The 18,647-nt window shown below is 57.2% G+C and carries 16 protein-coding genes and 4 tRNA genes; 11 read left to right on the top strand and 9 right to left on the bottom strand.

Annotated elements, in window-relative coordinates:
* Positions 1-31 precede the first annotated feature (31 nt).
* Positions 32-1,987 (top strand): type II secretion system secretin GspD, encoded by a 1,956-nt coding sequence (gene gspD / locus LWH94_RS17075; protein WP_232903015.1) that lies wholly within the window; start codon positions 32-34, stop codon positions 1,985-1,987.
* A 69-nt stretch (positions 1,988-2,056) separates the two neighbouring features.
* Here the strand turns inward: gspD and LWH94_RS17070 are convergent, their stop codons facing one another.
* The 7 genes from LWH94_RS17070 to LWH94_RS17040 form a co-directional block, all read right to left on the bottom strand.
* Positions 2,057-4,042 carry a M48 family metallopeptidase gene (locus LWH94_RS17070; RefSeq protein ID WP_232903014.1) on the bottom strand — a complete coding sequence of 662 codons (1,986 nt, stop codon included), beginning with the start codon at positions 4,040-4,042 and terminating at the stop codon, positions 2,057-2,059.
* Positions 4,043-4,052: 10 nt separating this feature from the next.
* The gene (locus LWH94_RS17065; RefSeq protein ID WP_232903013.1) at positions 4,053-4,640 is read right to left on the bottom strand and encodes a LemA family protein; all 588 of its coding nucleotides are present in this window, start codon (positions 4,638-4,640) and stop codon (positions 4,053-4,055) included.
* 29 nt (positions 4,641-4,669) lie between these two features.
* Complete coding sequence (locus LWH94_RS17060; protein WP_232903012.1) at positions 4,670-6,730, bottom strand: putative bifunctional diguanylate cyclase/phosphodiesterase; 2,061 nt, start codon at positions 6,728-6,730, stop codon at positions 4,670-4,672.
* A 252-nt stretch (positions 6,731-6,982) separates the two neighbouring features.
* Positions 6,983-7,561, bottom strand: a complete 579-nt coding sequence (gene sodB, locus LWH94_RS17055; protein WP_022989335.1) for a superoxide dismutase [Fe] — start codon at positions 7,559-7,561, stop codon at positions 6,983-6,985.
* Positions 7,562-7,632: 71 nt separating this feature from the next.
* Positions 7,633-8,751 (bottom strand): 5-(carboxyamino)imidazole ribonucleotide synthase, encoded by a 1,119-nt coding sequence (locus LWH94_RS17050; RefSeq protein ID WP_232903011.1) that lies wholly within the window; start codon positions 8,749-8,751, stop codon positions 7,633-7,635.
* 168 nt (positions 8,752-8,919) lie between these two features.
* Complete coding sequence (gene purE, locus LWH94_RS17045) at positions 8,920-9,411, bottom strand: 5-(carboxyamino)imidazole ribonucleotide mutase (RefSeq protein WP_022989333.1); 492 nt, start codon at positions 9,409-9,411, stop codon at positions 8,920-8,922.
* A 52-nt stretch (positions 9,412-9,463) separates the two neighbouring features.
* A complete protein-coding gene (locus LWH94_RS17040; RefSeq protein ID WP_232903010.1) occupies positions 9,464-9,628 on the bottom strand; it encodes a hypothetical protein in 165 nt (54 codons plus the stop codon).
* Positions 9,629-9,721: 93 nt separating this feature from the next.
* On the opposite strand from LWH94_RS17040, the gene LWH94_RS17035 reads away from it, so the two are divergent.
* From LWH94_RS17035 to LWH94_RS17015, 5 genes are all read left to right on the top strand, one after another.
* Positions 9,722-10,672, top strand: coding sequence for a hypothetical protein (locus LWH94_RS17035; protein WP_232903009.1), 951 nt, complete (start codon positions 9,722-9,724; stop codon positions 10,670-10,672).
* A gap of 126 nt (positions 10,673-10,798) precedes the next feature.
* Complete coding sequence (locus tag LWH94_RS17030) at positions 10,799-11,680, top strand: DUF2846 domain-containing protein (RefSeq protein WP_232903008.1); 882 nt, start codon at positions 10,799-10,801, stop codon at positions 11,678-11,680.
* Positions 11,681-11,886: 206 nt separating this feature from the next.
* Positions 11,887-11,962: transfer RNA gene (locus LWH94_RS17025), tRNA-Val, on the top strand.
* A 51-nt stretch (positions 11,963-12,013) separates the two neighbouring features.
* Positions 12,014-12,090, top strand: a tRNA-Asp gene (locus tag LWH94_RS17020).
* Positions 12,091-12,101: 11 nt separating this feature from the next.
* Positions 12,102-12,177, top strand: a tRNA-Val gene (locus LWH94_RS17015).
* Positions 12,178-12,224: 47 nt separating this feature from the next.
* Here the strand turns inward: LWH94_RS17015 and LWH94_RS17010 are convergent.
* Complete coding sequence (locus LWH94_RS17010) at positions 12,225-13,631, bottom strand: 3-oxoacyl-ACP reductase (RefSeq protein ID WP_232903007.1); 1,407 nt, start codon at positions 13,629-13,631, stop codon at positions 12,225-12,227.
* A gap of 187 nt (positions 13,632-13,818) precedes the next feature.
* Here LWH94_RS17010 and LWH94_RS17005 point away from each other — a divergent pair, with 187 nt between their 5' ends.
* Positions 13,819-15,156: an acetyl-CoA C-acetyltransferase gene (locus LWH94_RS17005; protein ID WP_232903006.1), complete on the top strand. Its 1,338-nt coding sequence runs from the start codon at positions 13,819-13,821 to the stop codon at positions 15,154-15,156.
* A gap of 102 nt (positions 15,157-15,258) precedes the next feature.
* Positions 15,259-15,335: transfer RNA gene (locus tag LWH94_RS17000), tRNA-Met, on the top strand.
* A 194-nt stretch (positions 15,336-15,529) separates the two neighbouring features.
* Here LWH94_RS17000 and LWH94_RS16995 read toward each other — a convergent pair.
* Entirely contained in the window at positions 15,530-15,787 is a 258-nt protein-coding gene (locus tag LWH94_RS16995) for a helix-turn-helix domain-containing protein (RefSeq protein WP_232903005.1), read from the bottom strand.
* Between the two features lie 128 nt (positions 15,788-15,915).
* Between LWH94_RS16995 and LWH94_RS16990 the strand changes: the two genes are divergently transcribed.
* Genes LWH94_RS16990 through LWH94_RS16980 form a run of 3 tightly spaced genes read left to right on the top strand, consistent with a single transcriptional unit; the run spans position 15,916 to position 18,305 of the window.
* Positions 15,916-16,149 carry a hypothetical protein gene (locus LWH94_RS16990; protein WP_008170356.1) on the top strand — a complete coding sequence of 78 codons (234 nt, stop codon included), beginning with the start codon at positions 15,916-15,918 and terminating at the stop codon, positions 16,147-16,149.
* Positions 16,142-17,365 (top strand): tyrosine-type recombinase/integrase, encoded by a 1,224-nt coding sequence (locus LWH94_RS16985; protein WP_094625375.1) that lies wholly within the window; start codon positions 16,142-16,144, stop codon positions 17,363-17,365. The genes LWH94_RS16990 and LWH94_RS16985 overlap by 8 nt, the downstream gene beginning before the upstream one ends.
* Positions 17,352-18,305 carry a TraI domain-containing protein gene (locus LWH94_RS16980; RefSeq protein WP_232903004.1) on the top strand — a complete coding sequence of 318 codons (954 nt, stop codon included), beginning with the start codon at positions 17,352-17,354 and terminating at the stop codon, positions 18,303-18,305. Before LWH94_RS16985 ends, LWH94_RS16980 begins: the two co-directional genes overlap by 14 nt.
* The last annotated feature ends 342 nt before the right edge of the window (positions 18,306-18,647 follow it).

The raw sequence follows: 18,647 nt of genomic DNA, 5'->3' as shown, positions 1-18,647 counted from the left end.
CGGGTAATTTACAACAGGATGATATCGCCAGATGTATAACCACAAAACCAATCTTCTCCGGACCCTTCTGTTTGTAATCCTGCTGCCGGTGATGTCGGTGGTTCAGGCCCAGGAGGAAACCTGGCGGCTTAACCTCAAGGATGCCGATATCCGGGCCTTTGTCACCCAGGTGGCCGATATAACCGGCTACAGTTTTGTGGTGGACCCCCGGGTAAAGGGCAAGGTAACGGTGTTGTCCAGCGCCCCCATGAACAAAGACGAAATTTACGACCTGTTCCTGGCCGTGCTGAACGTTCACGGTTTCACCGCCATACCCGGTGAGGAAGTGGTGAAGATTGTTCAGCAGGTAGATGCCAAGCAGTCTGCCGAGATTCTGGATCGCTTCCCTGTTACCCCTTCGGAACAGCTGATCACCCGGGTAATCCAGATCGACAACGCCAACGCCCTGGAGCTGGTGCCCATCCTGCGCCCGCTGGTGGCAAAGTATGGCCACCTGGCCGGTGTGGCGGCAGCCAATGCCCTGATTGTCAGCGACCATTCCTCCAACATTCAGCGCATTGAGCAGATTGTGCGTGAACTGGACAGCCCGTCGAAATACGAAGTCGAAGTTATCCAGCTTAAAGAGGCCTGGGTCGGTGACATGGTTAAGCTGCTGCAGGAACTGGCCCCGGATGAGCTGGGCCGCTCCGGTGGCGAAAACGTGGCGCGCAAGTATAACGTGACGGCTGATGAGCGCAGTAACCGGCTGATTCTGCGGGGCGACCAGACCTTCCGCGACAAGATGCGCGGCCTGATCCGCCAGCTGGACCAGCCCTCGGCCACGGGCGGAACCACCAGTGTGATTCGCCTGCGCCATGCCGATGCGAAGGTACTGACCGAGATTCTCAAGGGTGTAATGGGTGAAGTTGCCCGGGAAGCGCCCGGCGCCAGCGGAACCGCCGGTGGTGGTTCTGGTAGTCGCCAGTCTTCTTCGTTTTCCGTGTTTGCTGACGAAGGCCTGAACGCCCTGGTGGTGCGCGGTGAGCCTTCTCTCATGCAGGAAGCCGAGCAGATCGTGGCCGCCCTGGATGTGCGCCGTGCCCAGGTGATGATTGAGGCCGCCATCGTTGAAATCAGTGACGAGCTGGGCGACCAGTTGGGCGTTCAGCTTGCGGCCGGTGATGAATCTGTTGGCTCGGTACCGGCAATCGGCACCAACCTGACCAGCGGTGATGGTATGGTGGGCCTGAACTCGGTCATCGGTGCGCTGGTGGGCGATATGATTCCCCAGCTTGGCGGCGGTATTACCATCGGTGCCGGCGAGCGGGACGAAAACGGTATTACCTGGGGCGTGTTGATTCAGGCGCTGTCGTCTTCCTCCGCTGCCAACCTGTTGTCGACCCCGAGCATCATTACCCTGGATAACCAGGAATCTGAAATCATCGTGGGCCAGAACGTTCCGTTCCGGACCGGTGAGTCTACGGTAACCGGGGACGGCACCACCAACCCGTTCACTACCATCGAGCGCCGGGATGTGGGCCTGTCCCTGAAGGTGACGCCAACCATCAGTGCCGATGGCCTGGTACGGCTGGTGGTTGAGCAGACCACCGAGGATATCTCTACCACCAACGTGGCCGGTGCTTCTGACCTGATCACCAACAAGCGGGAAATCAAAACCACGGTGCTGGCCGATGACGGCGAAACCGTGGTGCTGGGTGGTCTGATAAAAGACGACTACCAGGTGAGCAAAAGCAAGGTGCCGCTGCTGGGTGATATCCCGCTGCTGGGCCGGTTGTTCTCCTCAGAATCCGAAACCCGGGTGAAGCGGAACCTGCTGGTGTTCCTGCGCCCGACCATCATGCTGGGCAAAGACGAGAGCGTTGCGGCAACCACCGAGAAGTTCAATCGCCTGTGGGATGTGGACCTGAGTGTGCGTGAGAAGCTTGGCTTGCCAGCCCCGGACCAGCAGCCGTCTGTCGACATGCTGTTTGAAGGCCGTCGTCAGTAACAGACGCCGAATCGAAAAAGGCCAGGCTCCCTTTCAGGAGTCTGGCCTTTTTGTTTCTGCCGGGCGAAATCAAAGTGGTGGCATCGGGCAATCCAGCTGGTCTGCCACCAGTCTCATCAGTTCGTATTCTTTTACGTCTACCTTGCCGTCGTGGCTGATGCAGTAGCCACAGGCGTCGATGATGCCCGGTTTCAGGAGTGGCGACAGGCGGCTCAGCATATGCAGGGCTTCGCTCAGCTGGCGCATAGACACTTTCTGTTCTGCATCCTGCTCTGAGCCGCTGCCAAAACCGGCCATGGCCTGCCGGTACAACTGTCCGGCTTGCTCGCTTGAGTCGCTGCCCGCCCGGGCAAACAGACTCAGCACGCGGCTGATGGCCGGTAATACCTGCCGGTAGTTGCGGTATTTCACCGGAATGATCTCTTCGGCACCGGCACCCAGGTGGCGGTTCAGGAAGGTGGTGAGTGCCAGCTCGAACAGGTTCACCCGCTTGTCTGCTGCCACTAGCTTCTGAACATTGCTGATCAGCTGTTGTCGTTCGTCCGGGTCCAGCTTTCTCAGGGCGGGCATGGCCAGTTCCAGTACCGGGAAACGGGCGGAATCGCCCAGCCTTGTCAGGGTGGGCAGTAATTTGTCGAGCAGGGTCGCCTTGGGGCCCAGCAGCGAATGTTCGGGAATCAAGGCAAGCCACTCCTGCTGTTGCTGGCCCGGCAGTTCACGGATCAACAGGCCATAGCAGAGTTGAATGGCGCCGGCCCGGGTATAGAGCAGGCTGCGGAAGGTGGATGGCAGTTGCTGCAGAAGGTGGGCCGCGAAAGCCTCGCTTTGGGGGGTAACGGTGCCCACTCTTTTCGACAGGGTGGCTGCGTTTTCTCCGGTGCCGGCGGCCAGCGAGGAGCGCACAGGGGAGAAGCGGTTGCCACCATGGCTACCGCGGGCGGGTTCGACGACCTGATTGACCAGGTCGCGAACGTGTGTGCTGGCGCTCTCTGCCGGCCTCTTGCGCAGGGCGCTGTCCGGTTCGGTATCCCTCAGCCGGCTGCGCAGGCGCGCCAGTAGCCCGGGCTGGATGGCGTTGATGCGTTCGTCGACGGGGGGATGCGAAGCCAGCAGGCTGGTGAATTTCATCCGGGCGGATTCGCCAAAACACATATGGTTCATATCGCTGGCGTGGCTGGTGGTGTCCAGGTAGCCGCCTTTCATCCCGATTTTAAACAGTGCACCACCAATGCCTTCCGGATTACGGGTGAACTGCACCGATGACGCATCGGCCAGCATTTCCCGCTGGCGGGAGACTGCCGCCTGAATCAGCCGGCCGAAGAATACCCCCACATAACCGATGATCATCAGGGCCAGGCCCATCAGGCCGATCAATGCCTGGGCACGGCCATCCCGGTTGCCACGGCTGCGGGCGCCACTGTAAAAACCGGCCCGCAGCAGGAAGTGGCCGATCTGGCCAATCATCAGGATACCCGCAAGCAGGGAAATAAGGCGCACGTTCAGGCGCATGTCGCCGTTGAAGATGTGGCTGAATTCGTGGCCCACCACGCCCTGAAGCTCGTCGCGGCTCAGGTGGGTGAGGGCGCCATGGGTTACCACCATCACCGCCTCACCAGGCGTATAGCCCGCCACAAAGGCATTAATGCCGGTTTCCTGGTCCATTACATAGAGTTCCGGTACCGACACGCCGCTGGCGATAGCCATTTCTTCGACAATGTTGCGCAGCTTCCGCTCTTCCGGGTCCCGGGTGTCGGGTTCAATGAGCCGCGCACCGACCATCTTCGCCACCCGGCTGCCACCACCGGCCAGGTCCACCCAGCGGATCAGCGAGCCGATCCCGACCAGCAATACCACGGCAACTGCGGTGACCAGGCCATGGCTCGACAGCAGCCAGGTGTGGAAGGGCAGGTAGGAGGTGTCGCTGCGGGTGATGGCGTAGCCCACCAGGCATACCGCGAGGGTAATGAGGATAACAGCGGTCAGGAACAGGACAACGAGCAGGCCGGTGTTGCGCCGGGCGTGGGCCTGGCGCTGAAAGAAACCGGGGTTTGCCATGGCTCAGGCCTCAGAAGCTGACTTTCGGTGCCTGGCGGGCTTCCGGGGTCTCCAGTTGCAGTTGGGCAGTTTCCTTGAAGGCGAACATGCCGGCAACAATGTTGTTGGGGAATTTCTCCCGGAAGATGTTGTAGCTCATGACACCGTCGTTATAAGCCTGGCGCGCGAAGGCAACCCGGTTTTCGGTGCTGGACAGTTCTTCCATCAACTGCTGAACGGTTTCATTGGCTTTCAGATCCGGATAGTTCTCGGCGACCGCGTAGAAGTTGGCCAGAGCCTTGGTGAGAAGGTTTTCGGCACCACCCAGGCGCTGCATTTTGGTGTTATCGCTTGGATCCCTGGCGGCATCTTTCTGGGCGCTGACGGCGTTGTTTCGGGCTTCCATCACCTGGGTGAGGGTGGATTTTTCATGATCCATATACGCCTTGGCGGATTCCACCAGGTTGGGAATCAGGTCGTGCCGGCGCTGCAGTTGCACATCAATCTGGGCGAACCCGTTCTTGAACTGGTTGCGCAGTGATACCAGCTGGTTGTAGATAAAAACCAGGTAGAAAACGACAACGGCAATAACAACAAGGCCGATGACAGTGGTTCCCATGACGACTCCTTGGAGGGTTAACAGGTTGTTCAGGTGTTATTTTCCACGATATTCCGGTGGAATGTCTTTAAGAAGCTCTCAAAATCCCTGGGTGGTACCGGTTTACTGAAGAAATAGCCCTGGCCGATATCGCAGCCTCTGCGGGTAAGGTAAGCCTCCTGTTCCGCAGTCTCCACGCCCTCGGCAATGACCTTGAGTTTCAGGCTGCGGCCCAGGTCGATGATGATGTTGGCAATGCGGGTGTCTTCCTCGTTAACCAGGAGATCCCGGATAAACTGTTTGTCGATTTTGAGGCTGTGTACCGGCATCTTCTTCAGGTAGGTCAGGGAGGAGTAGCCGGTACCAAAATCATCCACCGAGATAACAATGCCTGCCTGCTGTAGCTGGTTCAGCTTTCGGATGGCGTCGGCCATGTTGGTCATGAAGCTGGTTTCTGTCACTTCCAGTTCCAGCAGGGCGGCGGGCAGGTGATGGCGATCCAGTGCACCGAGGATATCCTCCACAATAGACTCCTGCCGTAGCTGAACCGCCGAAAGGTTAACGGCCACCCGCAGTGACTTGCCCTCGCTGGCCCAGCGGGCGGCCTGCCAGCAGGCCTGGTCCAGAACCCACTGGCCGATTTCCACGATGGACCCGTTGGCTTCCGCTACCGGGATGAAATAGTCCGGCGGAACCAGGCCTTTCTCCGGGTGCTCCCAGCGCAGTAGGGCTTCGGCACCGATCACTTGCTTGTTGCTGAGGTTGATCTGGGGCTGGTACACCAGATGGAATTCGTGGTTTACCAGGGCGGAGGCCAGGTCTTTTTCCAGCTGTTTGCGCTCGCGGATCTGTTTGTCGATGCTGGCCACGTAGAACTGGAAGTGGTTGTGGCTGCTGCGCTTGGCCAGTGCCATGGTCTGCTCGGCACTTTGCAGCAAGGGGTCTGCTTTCTTGGCATCTGATGGATAAAGGGCGATGCCGATGGTGGCCGTCAGTGAAATTCGGTGGTTGCCGGCATTCACCGGTGTTGCGAAGCTGGCGAGGATCTTTTCTGCGGTTTCTGCCGCCTGGAAGCCGTCTTTCAGGTTTTTCTCCACGATGACGAACTGGTCACTGCCAAGGCGCGCCACCATGAACCGCTCGGCGGGCAGGTTGGCGGTCAGGCGGCTGGCCATGGTTTGCAGGATGATGTCGCCGGTGCGGAAGCCGCATTGGTCGTTTACAGATTTGAAGTCATCAATGCCGCAGACCATCAGTGCCAGTGTCCGGTTGTTCTTCTGGGCCGTGATTATTTCGTCCCGAAGGGATTCCAGGAAGGTATCCCGGCTTGGCAAGCCAGTGAGTTGGTCGTAGCGGGACAGCTTATTGACCCGGTCTTCCGCCTCTCGGTGGCGTTTCTGGCTGTCTCCGATGCCCACCAGCAGGTTGTTGGTGGCATTGACCCAGAGCCCCAGCTCATCGTTTCTGTGGCCCCTGGGCAAGGCAATCAGCCGGTCGTCGGGCTTTTCCGGGTCGACTTTCTTTACCGAATGCACAATGCGCAGCAGAGGGCGGGTCAGCAGCAGGTGGAATACCACGAACATGATCAGGCCCAGTATCAGCGCCAGGGCAATGCCGGAGGCAAAGGTAACGGCGGCCCGGGTGAGCCAGTTGGCTGCCAGCGGTGCGGTATCAAAGTGGATTTCCAGGTAACCGTAGACAGTGTCGGGGCTGGCGCTGCGGCTGAGGCTTTCGCGGTACTCCTGCACAGCACCGAAAATCGGGTCGGTGATCGGCCGGAAAGCGTTATCCCTCAGGGGGCGAACCCGGCCACCCAGTTCTTCGCCCGTAGGGTGGGTAATCCTGGCCAGGTGGATAGGTTTGAGTGCAAAGAGGCCGTCGATTACCTGCCGGGCCAGAATGTCGTCAATGCTGAACACCGATTGGGTGGCGGCATCGCGGACCATGCTGATGGTTTGCGCTGCCTGGGCTTCCAGTTCCTTGGAGACTCTGCGGGCATCAAGGACCACCTGTACGGAACTCACCAGCACGCCGCAGATGACGGCTGTAGCCAGCATCCAGCGTAGAATCCGGTATCCGAGGTGTTGCTCTACATCCAAGGCTCTGGGCATCCTGCAGTTTCTTGTGTTAACGGCACGGGTGTTTTTGAGGGTTTGTCACGGTTTGTCCGATCAGGACAACAGTATGGTCCAGATTTGCTGTAACTGCATGGAGTATGGACGATTTTTTCGGAGTTTTGTGATTTGCCTTGTATCTGATTGTAGCGGATTGATGGTGTTCAGAAACACAAACGCCCGCGCGGGTAACCCCGGGCGGGCGTTTGGGGCGTCAGCAGTTTACCCGCTGATGCGCTTGGTGCCTGATCAGGCCAGGTTTTCGTTCACGAAATCCCAGTTCACCAGGTTCCAGAAGCCCTCCAGGTAGTTCGGGCGGCTGTTCCGGTAGTCGATATAGTAGGCGTGTTCCCATACGTCGACGGTCAGTACCGGCTTGTCGGCGCCAGTCAGCGGAGTTTCCGCGTTGCTGGTGTTTACGATGGCAACGCTGCCGTCAGCCTTCTTCACCAGCCAGGTCCAGCCGGAACCGAAGTTGTTGGCGGCCTTGTCGTTGAATTCCTTTTTGAAATCTTCGAAAGAGCCGAAAGCCTTCTCGATGGCTTCCTTGGCTGCGCCAGTGGGCTCGCCACCGCCGTTCGGGCTCAGGCAGTTCCAGAAGAACGTGTGGTTCCATACCTGGGCGGCGTTGTTGAACAGCGGGCCGCTGGCGCTCTTGATGATGTCTTCCAGGGACTTGCTGGCATTATCGGTGCCGTCAACCAGACCGTTCAGCTTGGTTACGTAAGTCTGGTGGTGCTTGCCGTAATGGTATTCCAGGGTTTCCTGGGACATGTGCGGCTCGAGTGCATTCTTTTCGTAAGGCAGTGCGGGAAGTTCAAATGCCATGAGGTCGTTCTCCCTGTCTCTCTGTGTTTGTGGATGTACGTTCAAGCAATATAAGGGCGGTTTGAGTTAAATCAACCCTTTGCCGTTAATGAACTTTTAAACTCCGGGCAGCCCGGCAGGAACTGGGCGCAGGTGCGCACCCGCCATACCAGTTCTTCGTAGCTGTCTGCCAGGATGTTCACATGGCCCAGCTTGCGCCCCGCCCGTTCGCCTTTGTTGTAAAGGTGCACATGAGCGTAGGGCAGTTCCAGTATCCGTTCAATGTCGCCATGCTCGCCGATGATGTTGATCATGCAGCTCAGGCCACGGGGTTCCACGCTGCCGAGCGGGTGGCCGCTGACGGCACGGATGTGGTTCTCGAACTGGCTGGTCATGGCGCCTTCGATGCTCCAGTGGCCGGAATTGTGCACTCTGGGTGCCATTTCGTTGGCAACCAGTCCTTCCGGTGTTTCGAACAGTTCGAGGGTTAATACGCCCACATAGTTCAATTCATTCAGCAGGGCCTTGATGTAGCGCTCGGCGTCTTTCTGGACGTGGTCCTGAAGGCCGGGTGCCGGTGCGATGGAGTAGCGCAGGATGCCTTCGTGGTGGGTGTTCTCGGCAATGGGATAGAAGGCAACGTCACCGTCTTCGGCCCGTACCGCAATGATGGAGACTTCGCGGCTGAAATTGACGAATTTCTCCACGATAACCTGTGGGTGGCCGATCATATCCCAGGCGTCGTCGGCCTGGTCCGGGCTTTTCAGTACAGCCTGGCCTTTGCCGTCGTAGCCTTCGGTGATGGATTTCGCGACAACCGGGCAACCGAGTTCCTCAGCAGCAGCCTTGAGGGAATCTGCGCTGTCGGCCACTTTCCATTTTGGGGTCGGAATGCCCAGCTGGCCGAACAGGGTTTTCTCGGCGACGCGGTTCTGGCAAACCTGCAGGGCCCGGGGGCAGGGGTGTACCGGTTTGTGTTTGGCGAGTTCTTCGGCAACTTCTACGGGAAGGTGCTCGAATTCGTAGGTTACGCGGTCGACTCTGGACAGGAAGTCGTCCAGGTACTTGCCGTCGCGGTCTACGATGGTCTCGCCCAGGCCTGCGCTTGGGCTGCCGGACATGTCATAGAAAACGAAGTCTTTGGCCAGCGGGTATCCGGCCAGGGCGAGCATGCGCCCGAGTTGGCCAGCGCCTAGTACACCGATTCTCATTCTGCGTCTCCTGCTGGGTCAGCGATTGGAGTATGCCGCAGTCCGGGTGAAGCCTTCCAAAACACGCTCCTTCGGCACGTCCATGTGGCGCTTGGGCTCCGCCATCCATGGCTCCGCACAGTTTTGGAAGGCTTCACCCAGCCTGCTTGTCTGGTCTTCGAGCTGGATTCACTGATCTTTTGGATCAGGATTATCCAGGATCGTTTGTGTTTGGGTTGCCCTGAATTCGTCTACGGCCTTTCGCACGCTGTCATCGTGCGTGCCGATAATCTGGGCAGCCAGCAGGCCGGCGTTGGTGGCACCCGCTTTGCCGATGGCCAGGGTGCCGACGGCGATGCCGCCGGGCATTTGTACGATGGACAGTAGTGAGTCCAGGCCGTTCAGGGCCTTTGATTGTACGGGTACACCCAGTACCGGCAAAGAGGTTTGCGAGGCAACCATGCCGGGCAGGTGTGCGGCTCCGCCGGCGCCTGCGATGATTACCTTTAAGCCGCGGTCTGAGGCGGTTTTGGCGTAGTCGAAGAGCAGGTCTGGGGTGCGGTGGGCGGAGACTACCCGGGTTTCGTAGGCTACGCCGAGTTTTTCGAGCATTTCGGCGGCGTGTTCCATGGTGGGCCAGTCGGATTTCGAGCCCATGATGAGTCCTACAAGCGGCTGCATGTGCAACTGTCCTGTGATAATTGGAAAGCCGGCCATTGTATGTTTTGGCTACTTACCATGCAACTTCTGCGTTGTTGTAGGATCCGTCCGGGCCGTCTTTTCCGGAAACCGCTACAAGCCCGTCCATGGGCGCTTCTCTCAGGCCATCCATGGCCTTCGAAATTTCCGGAAAAGACGGCCCGGACGAATCCCGGAATTCGGTGCAGTTATCCGCCACTGATAAACCTTTATAAGCTGTCATTTTAAGAGTCACGTAACAGCGGGTATTATCGAGGCCATTATTGTTAATACCCATTTTTCAGGAGCTGTAATGGAACCTATCCGCCCGGATGATGACGAGCTGATTGCTGACGAGCCTTTTGGTGCCGCAGAGCCCAGGGAAACTGCGCCCGGAAAGCAGAAGCCGGTGAAGGCGGATAAGCCGAAGCAGAAGGCTGAGAAGCCGCCAAAACCACCCAGGCCGCCGAAGCAGGATAAGGCCGGGGGTTCGGGGGGTGGTTCCGGGTTGGCCTGGTTGTTGCTGGTGGTTGCTGCGGGTGCTGGGGCGGGCTGGTATTTTCAGGAGCAGCGGATTCAGGCTCTGGAGGGGCAGCTGGAGGAGGCTGATTACTGGGCGCGGCAGAGTAAGCTGGCGCTGGCGCGGTTTGAGGGTGAGCTTTCGGAGGCTGGCGAATCTTTGCAGGAGCGGGGCGCTTCCCTTGAAGAGCAGTTGGCGGCCAATAAGAAGCAGATTGATGCGGCCGACAGCGAGATCCGCAAACTCTGGGCGATTGCCAATGAACGCAACAAGAAGCGACTGGACGAGCACCAGGAACGGCTGGCGTCGATAGATGGCAAGCTCGCTGAGGCCGAGAAGGCAATTGCCGGGGTGGGCGAACAGGTTGAGCAGGTCCGGGCTGGGTTGGCTTCGGATGTGGACGCGGTGGAAACCCGGGTGGCCGAGCTGGCCCAGGCGGGTGAAGCGCTGCAAGGGGAGCTTGCGGAAGTAACTGCGCAGGTGGCCGGGGTTGATGAGCTGGTTGATGGCCGTATTCGCCGGTTCCAGCAGGAGCAGAAGCTGACACTGGATGGCATCGAAAGCCGGATTGCGTCTTTGGAGAAGGCCGCAGACAGCAGTGCCGGCGATGCGGAGGTGAGGGCGTTGCGTAATGAGCTGGCCCAGCTGAAGAAAACCGTAGCGGCGATTGATGCTTCCCGTTCGCAGCTGACTTCCCGCCTGGTTCGTTTGTCTGAGGAGGTTAATCAGCTGCGCGCCCAGTAAGCTCAGGCAGGAGCTTTTCCGGCGTCGTGTAACGGTTTGTAGCCATCCCTTGCGGTAGCTCTCATTTCTTGGAGTTGGCAGTTGTTATGATCAGCCAACTCGATAAGGGATGAAGAGCACATAACAATGAAAATCCGAGTACCTTTCCTGAGGCCGGCTGCGGTGCCTGCGAAGCCAGTGGCTGCACTGCTTTGTGTGGCGATGTTGTCCGGCTGTACGGTTTACCAGTCGATTGGTAAAAGCGTGGGGGCATTTCTGCACCCGGTTTCCGGCCACGACTTTGTGCATATCGACAACGACCAGTGGGACCAGAACAACGCCCTGTTGTATTTCTACCGGACCCACTCCCAATGGGCGGCCGATGAGATCGAGTCGCCCAGTGTCTATATTGATGACCATCATTACTTCAATATCCGCAACAACAGCTACACCTGGCTTGAGGTAAAACCGGGTGAGCGGCATATTGCCATGCGCCGGCCACTTTTGGGGTTGGAGGGTCTGAACTCCTTCAGCCTGAGCCTGATTGCCGATGCTACGCTGGAAGTTAAGCCGGGGCAGATTTACTACCTTCGCTATAACGAACTGACCGAGCCGGAACAGCCGAACCCGGGCCTGGACCCGGAGCATCCGCTGGCGTCCGGCGATTTGCAGCTGGTGACCCGTGACTACGCCATGCAGGCAGACCAGATTGTGTCTACGCTGTTTCTGAACAGCGATCTGTTGGCGCCGAACCATGCGGCTACTTCCATTGTTGAAGTGAATGAGGATGAAGATTACGAAAAGCGCAAAGCCGCACTGGAAGAAGAGAGAGAGATCGAAATCGAACGCCTGAAGGAGGAAGGCAGGTACGAGTCTGCCTCCTGGTACTGGCCCTTCGGTGGTGGCCCAACCGTGCCGCTTAAGGCGGATCGCAAAATGGAGGAGCTTGAGCGGGAATATGCCATGCTCGAGCGTGAGCGCGAACGCAGGCGTGAAGAGGAATCCGGCGGGGGATGGTGGATCTTTTAGCGCTCAAGCTTATGATTTTGATCAACAAATGGTCAATATGGCGGGTGTCGGAAAAAATTTAAGAAATTTTCGGGAAAACATTTGACACTGTGAGCGAAATGCTTAAAATGCGCGTCTCACTTGGTTGAGACAGCAACGCTGAATCAGCAAGCGCCAAGCGCAGCAAGTGACCGCTTTAAGCCTGAAGAACAGTAAGGCTACGAAGTGGGTGGTTAGCTCAGCTGGGAGAGCATCGCCCTTACAAGGCGAGGGTCGCAGGTTCGATCCCTGCACCACCCACCACTTTTAAAGCGGATTGCCGGTTTAACTTTCTCGATAAAGTTGGATCGTTGCGGAGCGGTAGTTCAGTTGGTTAGAATACCGGCCTGTCACGCCGGGGGTCGCGGGTTCGAGTCCCGTCCGCTCCGCCAACCTTTTTCCCGGGTGGTTAGCTCAGCTGGGAGAGCATCGCCCTTACAAGGCGAGGGTCGCAGGTTCGATCCCTGCACCACCCACCAGTTTTGAAAAAAAGCAGATCCAAGCGGATCTGCTTTTTTTTTGCTTTTTATTTGCCAATCAGTGACTGCCCGCATACCCGCACGATGTTGCCGTTTACACCGGCAGAGGCCGGGTTGCAGTACCAGGCGATGGCTTCGGCGACATCCACCGGATGGCCGCCCTGAGACAGGCTGTTCATGCGCCGGCCCGCTTCACGAATCGTAAACGGCATGGCAGCAGTCATCTGGGTTTCGATAAAGCCCGGGGCGATGGCGTTAATGGTAATGCCGTTTTTCAGGTGCTTCGCCATAGACTCCACATAGCCGATCACGCCGCTCTTGGCGCAGGAGTAGTTGGTCTGGCCGAAGTTGCCGGCAATGCCGCTGATGGAGGAAATGCACACAATCCGGCCGTTGTCGCGCATCAGGTTACGCTCAGCCAGTTCCTCGTCGATAAGCTCCTCGGCAGTCAGGTTTACCGCGATGGTCATATCCCAGAAGTGCTCCGGCATATTGCCGAGTGTTTTGTCGCGGGTGATACCTGCGTTATGGACGACAAAGTCCACGCCACCGGTTTCCTTTTCGATGAAATCGGCAATCAGCTTGGGGGCTTTTTCATCGGTAATATCGCAAGCCAGTGCCTTGCCTTTGATGGCGCCGGTAACCTTCTGCAGTTCTTCCATGGCCGGGGGAATGTCCAGGCCGATTACGGTGGCGCCGTCCCGGGCCAGGGTTTCGGCGATGGCTGCACCAATGCCGCGGGAAGCTCCCGTAACCAGGGCAACCTTGCCGGTAAGCGGGGCAACCGGATTGGTGGCCCTGGCTTCCTCAGCCTTGCCGATGCGAACGACCTGGCCGGACACATAGGCAGACCGGGCCGACAGAAAGAAGCGCACGGTAGAGTCCAGTTGGTTCTCGGCGTTTGGCGCAATCCATGCCAGGTTAGCCGTAGAGCCTTTCTTGCCGATTTCCTTGCCAACGGCCCGCACAAAACCTTCCAGTGCTTGTTGAGCGGCGGCGTTCGGGGCCTTGCGGCAGGTGTGGGGATCCTGGCCGATCACCAGCACCCGGCCATTGGCGGCCAGTTTGCGGATGGTCGGGTGGAAAAAGTCGTACAGCGCCCGAAGATCCTGTGGGGTTTTCAGGCCGGTGGCATCAAACACCAGGGCGGAAAACTTACCTTCACTGTTGGCGCCCACCTCAAAAGGCTTGGCCTTGTTGCTGGCCTGGGAAGATTCCGCCAGGGTGTCCGGGCCGGTGACGTGGAACAGGTTGGCCGGGCTGGCGCCAAGAACAGAGCCGAGGGTTGCGATGGCTTTGGCGCCGTTACCGGCACCAATCAGCACGTCACCTTCAATAAAGGGCTGGTCCACACGCTTCAGGCGTTTCAGCGGAGCCGGCGACGGCAGGCCAAGGGATTGGGCGGCCGTTTTGCCGACAGGGGTATTTACAATTTTCAGGTAGAGGTCAGACATGGTTTCTTCCTTGTTGATGCGGTTGAGTGCAATTTAGGCTAAAGGGTAAAGGTTCTGTCGGCTAATGGATTGACTCAACGCAGGGACCGCGTTGTCAGACTTGCCAATGAGCCCGGGGCGTCAATCGCTAGACTTTGCTGTAACCTCAGATTATCTGAATCCGTACTTATTGAAAGGGAAGACTGCAATGGCCCAGGCAAAGAAAACCACCCAAGGCGCTACTAGCACCGCGGGCAGCACCAAGGGAAACACCCAGACCGTTCGACGTGTTGCGGTGATCGGCGGCAACCGGATTCCGTTTGCCCGTTCCAATACCGTCTACAGCAAAATCAGCAACCAGGAGTTGCTCACCTCAGCACTGCGTGGCCTGGTCGACCGCTACAACCTGCAGGGCATGCGTATGGGCGAAGTGGTTGCCGGTGCAGTGATCAAGCATTCCCGGGACTTCAACCTGACCCGGGAATCCGTGCTCAGCTCCGGACTGGCCCCGGAAACCCCGGCCTACGATATCCAGCAGGCCTGTGGCACGGGCCTGGAGGCTGCCATTCTGGTGGCCAACAAGATTGCCCTGGGGCAGATTGAATGCGGCATTGCCGGCGGCACAGACACCACTTCCGATGCGCCTATCGGCGTAGGTGAAGGTCTGCGGGAGATTCTGCTGGATCTTAACCGCGCGAAAACGACCAAGGAGCGCCTGAAAATTCTGGGCCGGTTCCGCCCGGGCCACCTGGTGCCGGAAATTCCGGAGAACGGCGAACCCCGCACGGGTATGTCGATGGGTGATCACTGCCAGGTAACCGCAAAGGAATGGAACATCGCCCGGGAAGATCAGGACCGGCTGGCCTGGGAAAGCCATCAGAAGCTGGCTAAAGCCTATGAAGAAGGCTTTTTCGACGACCTTGTAACGCCTATGGCCGGGCTGGAGAAAGACAACATCCTGCGCCCGGACACTACGATGGAAAAACTGGCCACCCTGAAGCCCTGCTTTGATCGTGAGAACGGCACCATGACCGCCGCCAACAGCACCGCGCTGACGGATGGCTCATCCTGTGTGCTGCTGGCCAGCGAGGAGTGGGCCAGGGCCAACAATATGGAAGTAAAAGCCTGGCTGACTTTCTCGGAAGTGGCTGCCGTAGACTTTGTCGACAAGAAAGAAGGCCTTCTGATGGCACCGGCCTACGCCGTGCCCCGCATGCTCGAGAAAGCCGGTCTGACACTTCAGGACTTCGATTTCTACGAAATCCACGAAGCCTTTGCCGCACAGGTGCTGTCTACTCTGAAAGCCTGGGAAGATCCCGCCTTCTGCAAGGAACGGCTGGGCCTGGATAAACCACTGGGCAGCATCGACAAGGCGAAACTGAATGTGAAAGGCTCCAGCTTGGCCACCGGCCACCCGTTCGCGGCAACCGGCGGCCGTATTGTCGCGACGCTGGCTAAATTGCTGGAGGAAAAGGGCGGTGGCCGGGGGCTGATCTCCATCTGTGCGGCCGGTGGTCAGGGCGTAACAGCGATCCTGGAGCGCTAAGTTACGGGAAAACCGTAATAACCTTTGACAGGCAGCATTCCAGCCCGTATTATTCGCGCCACGTTGATCGGGGCTGGCCCCCGAAGCCAACAACCAGTTTGATGCGGGGTGGAGCAGTCTGGTAGCTCGTCGGGCTCATAACCCGAAGGTCGTAGGTTCGAATCCTGCCCCCGCTACCATAAAAAAGAAAGGCAGATCAGTTAGTTACTGATCTGCCTTTTTTGTTTTCTGATCCTGAAATTTTCTCCGTGCCCTCACCGTGCCCTATGCGTGCCAATTTCCGATTTGGATATTCTGGTTCCTCTTCGTTGTTGACCGTCAGTCTTCTGGGGCACGGGATATTAGCTTCCGCCCTCACGCTAAAAAAAGAGAATCACTTTTCGCCTTCCGATCCTTCAGACTCGTCCGAGACTTTCTTGATGTGCGTGATTAACTGCTCAACCGAACAGTCGAAATAAGTGCATAGCTTATCAATGTTGTCCGTCACTGTGCTGTGGCCGGGATGATTGATGATTTTCGACAGTGTCATCCTGTTGATGCCAGTGTCCCTAGCGATTTCACCGATAGTAATTCGTCGTTTCTCGGCAAATTCCTTATCTGCTATCAACTCCTTTAAATGGAAACGGATCATCTCTCTGCTCTTTTGATAAAAAAAAGTATCAAACACCACTTGCAATTATCATCAAGGGGTGTATATTGACAATCAAATGATAACAAAAGTTATCAAGTGATCATTGATTGGCAAAAGGAGATGTTCTCATGAACAACACATACCTGACAACTGAAGAGCTCTCAGAGCGTATCAAGTATGACCCCCGCACCATCCGTCAGTGTCTGAAGGACAGCGTCCTGTTAGAGGGCAAACATTATATCCGCCCGTTTGGCGGCCGAAAGATTCTCTACATCTGGGAGATTATCGAGGAAGACATGCTCAGCATGGCTCAGAACAACCTGGCCATTCCGATGGCAAGCGGAGGTGTTTGTCATGGCTAAGGTGCGAGTACGAGCCGATACAAAGAAACTCTTTATCGATTTTCGGTACCAAGGAATACGCTGCAGGGAGCAGACTTTATTGAGTGACACCGCCCGCAACCGAAAACAGCTGGAGACATTGATCCAGAGAATGGAAGCCAAAATGCTGGTTGGGGGCTTTGATTACGCCGAGTTCTTCCCGGGAAGCAAAAACCTCAAAAAACTTGAGGAGGCTGGCGCTCTTCCCAGAAATGGGGGGGGTATCCTTGGTCAGTCGGAAACTATCACTCCTTTGTTCGCAGACTTCGCTGACCAGTGGTTCCTCGAATCCAAAATCCAGTGGCGGAACTCCCACACTCGCAACGTGGAATCCATCCTGGCCAGTTCTCTCAAGCCAGCCTTCAAGGATAAACGGGTAGGCGAGATTTCCAAGCCGGATATTCTGGCCGCTCGTAACAAGATGGCTCGGCGGAAAGGAAGAGGAGCCAGTGGCTTGATGGCGCCCAAAACCATCAACAGCCACATGACCATTTTGCGGATGATTCTAACGGAGGCGGCTGAGCGGTTTGACTTCACGAATCCCTATCTGAACATAAAGCCGCTCAAGCAGCAGAGGGTACACATCGAGCCTTTCTCCCTGAATGAGGTAGAAAAGATTCTCGAAACGGTCAGAGAGGATTACCACAACTATTACCTGGTGCGTTTTTACACCGGCATGCGAACGGGGGAGGTTGATGGCCTCAAGTGGGAGTACGTGGATTTTGAAAAGCGGGAAATCCTGGTACGTGAAACACTTATCCACGGCCAAACCGAATACACAAAAACGGACGGCTCACAAAGGGAAATTCCAATGTTTGGCCCCGTGTACCAGGCACTCAAATCCCAGTACGAGGCAACCGGCAAACTCAGCAAGTTCGTATTTTGTAACCGGCTGGGAGAGCCGCTGGACCACAATAACGTGACCAAGCGTGTTTGGTACCCTTTGTTGGAACACCTCAAGCTGAAGAAACGCAGACCCTACCAGACCCGGCATACAGCTGCGACGCTACTCCTCGCGTCGGGAGAAAACCCGGAATGGGTCGCCCGCACTCTGGGCCATTCCTCAACGGAAATGCTGTTTAAAGTGTATTCCCGCTATATCCCGAACCTGACTCGCATGGATGGCAGCGCCTTTGAGCGACTGATTCAGAGTCGGGTCATCGAAAACGATAAGGAGGTAGGTGATGAAACTGAATGATCTACGCCCGTTGATGCAGGAAACTTTTAAAGGCACCTACCGACTGACGGGGCGTGTTGCCTGTTTTGATGATGAAGGCATTCCGTATCTGAAACTTCGGTTGAGCAGCTGTGCCAGCGACATCGTGGTTCTGGCGGTAATTGGTTCGATATTGATTCCAGAGCACTTGGGCCACATGGATCTGGTCGTGGTCAAAGGGCAGGTGTGTGTGGGTGCGGAGGAAAGTGAGATCCTGCTGACCGATATCCGTCGCCCGTTGCAGGCAGACGTTGCCGGCTTGCCTGCATTGCAGACTTTGCCACGGACGTTCTGTCCGAGACCGGAGGCACTGGATCAGCTGGTGACTGCGGTTCGGTCTTTGCAGTCAGCCCCGTTACAGATGTTCATTAAGCGAGTATTGGAGCGCCGTGACAGGCTGGAAGTCTTTCTAAGAGCTCCGGCGAGCAGGAATTACCATCATAACGAGCCTGGCGGGCTGCTGGCTCATTCCTTGGACGTGGCGAAGAACGTAGTGGTCATGACGAAGACCAATGAGCCAGACATGCCACGAGAACTTCAGGAACTCGGTTTCGTCGCTGGTTTGTTGCACGATATTGGCAAGACCTACACCTATGATACGTGGGGTAAGCCGACAGCAACTGCAAGGTTGTGCGACCATGCCGACATGACTTTAGAGGCCTGCGCCTACGGCCTGGCTTATCTTGACAAGGTAGACCCTGATGCGGCTCTTGCACTCCGGCACATTTGGACCTGTGCCTCGCCCGGTGCTCGCTACGGTGTCAGCCCTGCGATGACGCTTGCCCGTTATGTTCGGGACGCCGATGCCCAGAGTGCCATGGCTGACAATCAGCGGAAGGCCTATCGAAAGCGCCAGCCAATCGGTTTTGGGCGGCTCGGAAACAACACATATTGGCGGCCATCGATAGAAGCTCACGGATGAGGCGGATGAAAACTACAGTGAGGGGTGTGAGCACGTTGCGGCCACACCCCTTTTTTATTCGATGTTGTGTGAGGACAGCAGCTGGGCCGTGAAACAGGCATTTACCCGGCAACGGTGCTAAGGTCAGGAAACATATCGCGTCCAGAGCGAAGGATATGCTGAAAATATACTACCTCCACGGCTTCGCCAGCCGCTTCGATATCACCAGCGACAAATGTCTGGCGTCAACTATCTTGTCCGGTCCGCGACAACTATGATGGCCGGTTGGGTGGTCTTACTTTTTACTCTTTCCAGCCTGCTTAAGCTGTTGCTGTCGTCGGTAGCTTTCCCCCTCTAATTCGA

Origin of the sequence: Marinobacter sp. G11 (assembly GCF_021282325.1) — a bacterium.
Taxonomy (GTDB): Bacteria; Pseudomonadota; Gammaproteobacteria; order Pseudomonadales; family Oleiphilaceae; genus Marinobacter; species Marinobacter vinifirmus.
Note: the sequence above shows the minus strand (reverse complement) of the source record. Positions and strands in the feature narration are given on the sequence as shown.

What these genes read in the sequence shown, in the direction of transcription:
- gspD (WP_232903015.1), top strand. Translation starts at nt 32, where the DNA reads ATGTATAACCACAAAACCAATCTTCTCCGGACCCTTCTGTTTGTAATC.
- LWH94_RS17070 (WP_232903014.1), bottom strand. Translation starts at nt 4,042, where the DNA reads ATGGCAAACCCCGGTTTCTTTCAGCGCCAGGCCCACGCCCGGCGCAAC.
- LWH94_RS17065 (WP_232903013.1), bottom strand. Translation starts at nt 4,640, where the DNA reads ATGGGAACCACTGTCATCGGCCTTGTTGTTATTGCCGTTGTCGTTTTC.
- LWH94_RS17060 (WP_232903012.1), bottom strand. Translation starts at nt 6,730, where the DNA reads ATGCCCAGAGCCTTGGATGTAGAGCAACACCTCGGATACCGGATTCTA.
- sodB (WP_022989335.1), bottom strand. Translation starts at nt 7,561, where the DNA reads ATGGCATTTGAACTTCCCGCACTGCCTTACGAAAAGAATGCACTCGAG.
- LWH94_RS17050 (WP_232903011.1), bottom strand. Translation starts at nt 8,751, where the DNA reads ATGAGAATCGGTGTACTAGGCGCTGGCCAACTCGGGCGCATGCTCGCC.
- purE (WP_022989333.1), bottom strand. Translation starts at nt 9,411, where the DNA reads ATGCAGCCGCTTGTAGGACTCATCATGGGCTCGAAATCCGACTGGCCC.
- LWH94_RS17035 (WP_232903009.1), top strand. Translation starts at nt 9,722, where the DNA reads ATGGAACCTATCCGCCCGGATGATGACGAGCTGATTGCTGACGAGCCT.
- LWH94_RS17030 (WP_232903008.1), top strand. Translation starts at nt 10,799, where the DNA reads ATGAAAATCCGAGTACCTTTCCTGAGGCCGGCTGCGGTGCCTGCGAAG.
- LWH94_RS17010 (WP_232903007.1), bottom strand. Translation starts at nt 13,631, where the DNA reads ATGTCTGACCTCTACCTGAAAATTGTAAATACCCCTGTCGGCAAAACG.
- LWH94_RS17005 (WP_232903006.1), top strand. Translation starts at nt 13,819, where the DNA reads ATGGCCCAGGCAAAGAAAACCACCCAAGGCGCTACTAGCACCGCGGGC.
- LWH94_RS16995 (WP_232903005.1), bottom strand. Translation starts at nt 15,787, where the DNA reads ATGATCCGTTTCCATTTAAAGGAGTTGATAGCAGATAAGGAATTTGCC.
- LWH94_RS16990 (WP_008170356.1), top strand. Translation starts at nt 15,916, where the DNA reads ATGAACAACACATACCTGACAACTGAAGAGCTCTCAGAGCGTATCAAG.
- LWH94_RS16985 (WP_094625375.1), top strand. Translation starts at nt 16,142, where the DNA reads ATGGCTAAGGTGCGAGTACGAGCCGATACAAAGAAACTCTTTATCGAT.
- LWH94_RS16980 (WP_232903004.1), top strand. Translation starts at nt 17,352, where the DNA reads ATGAAACTGAATGATCTACGCCCGTTGATGCAGGAAACTTTTAAAGGC.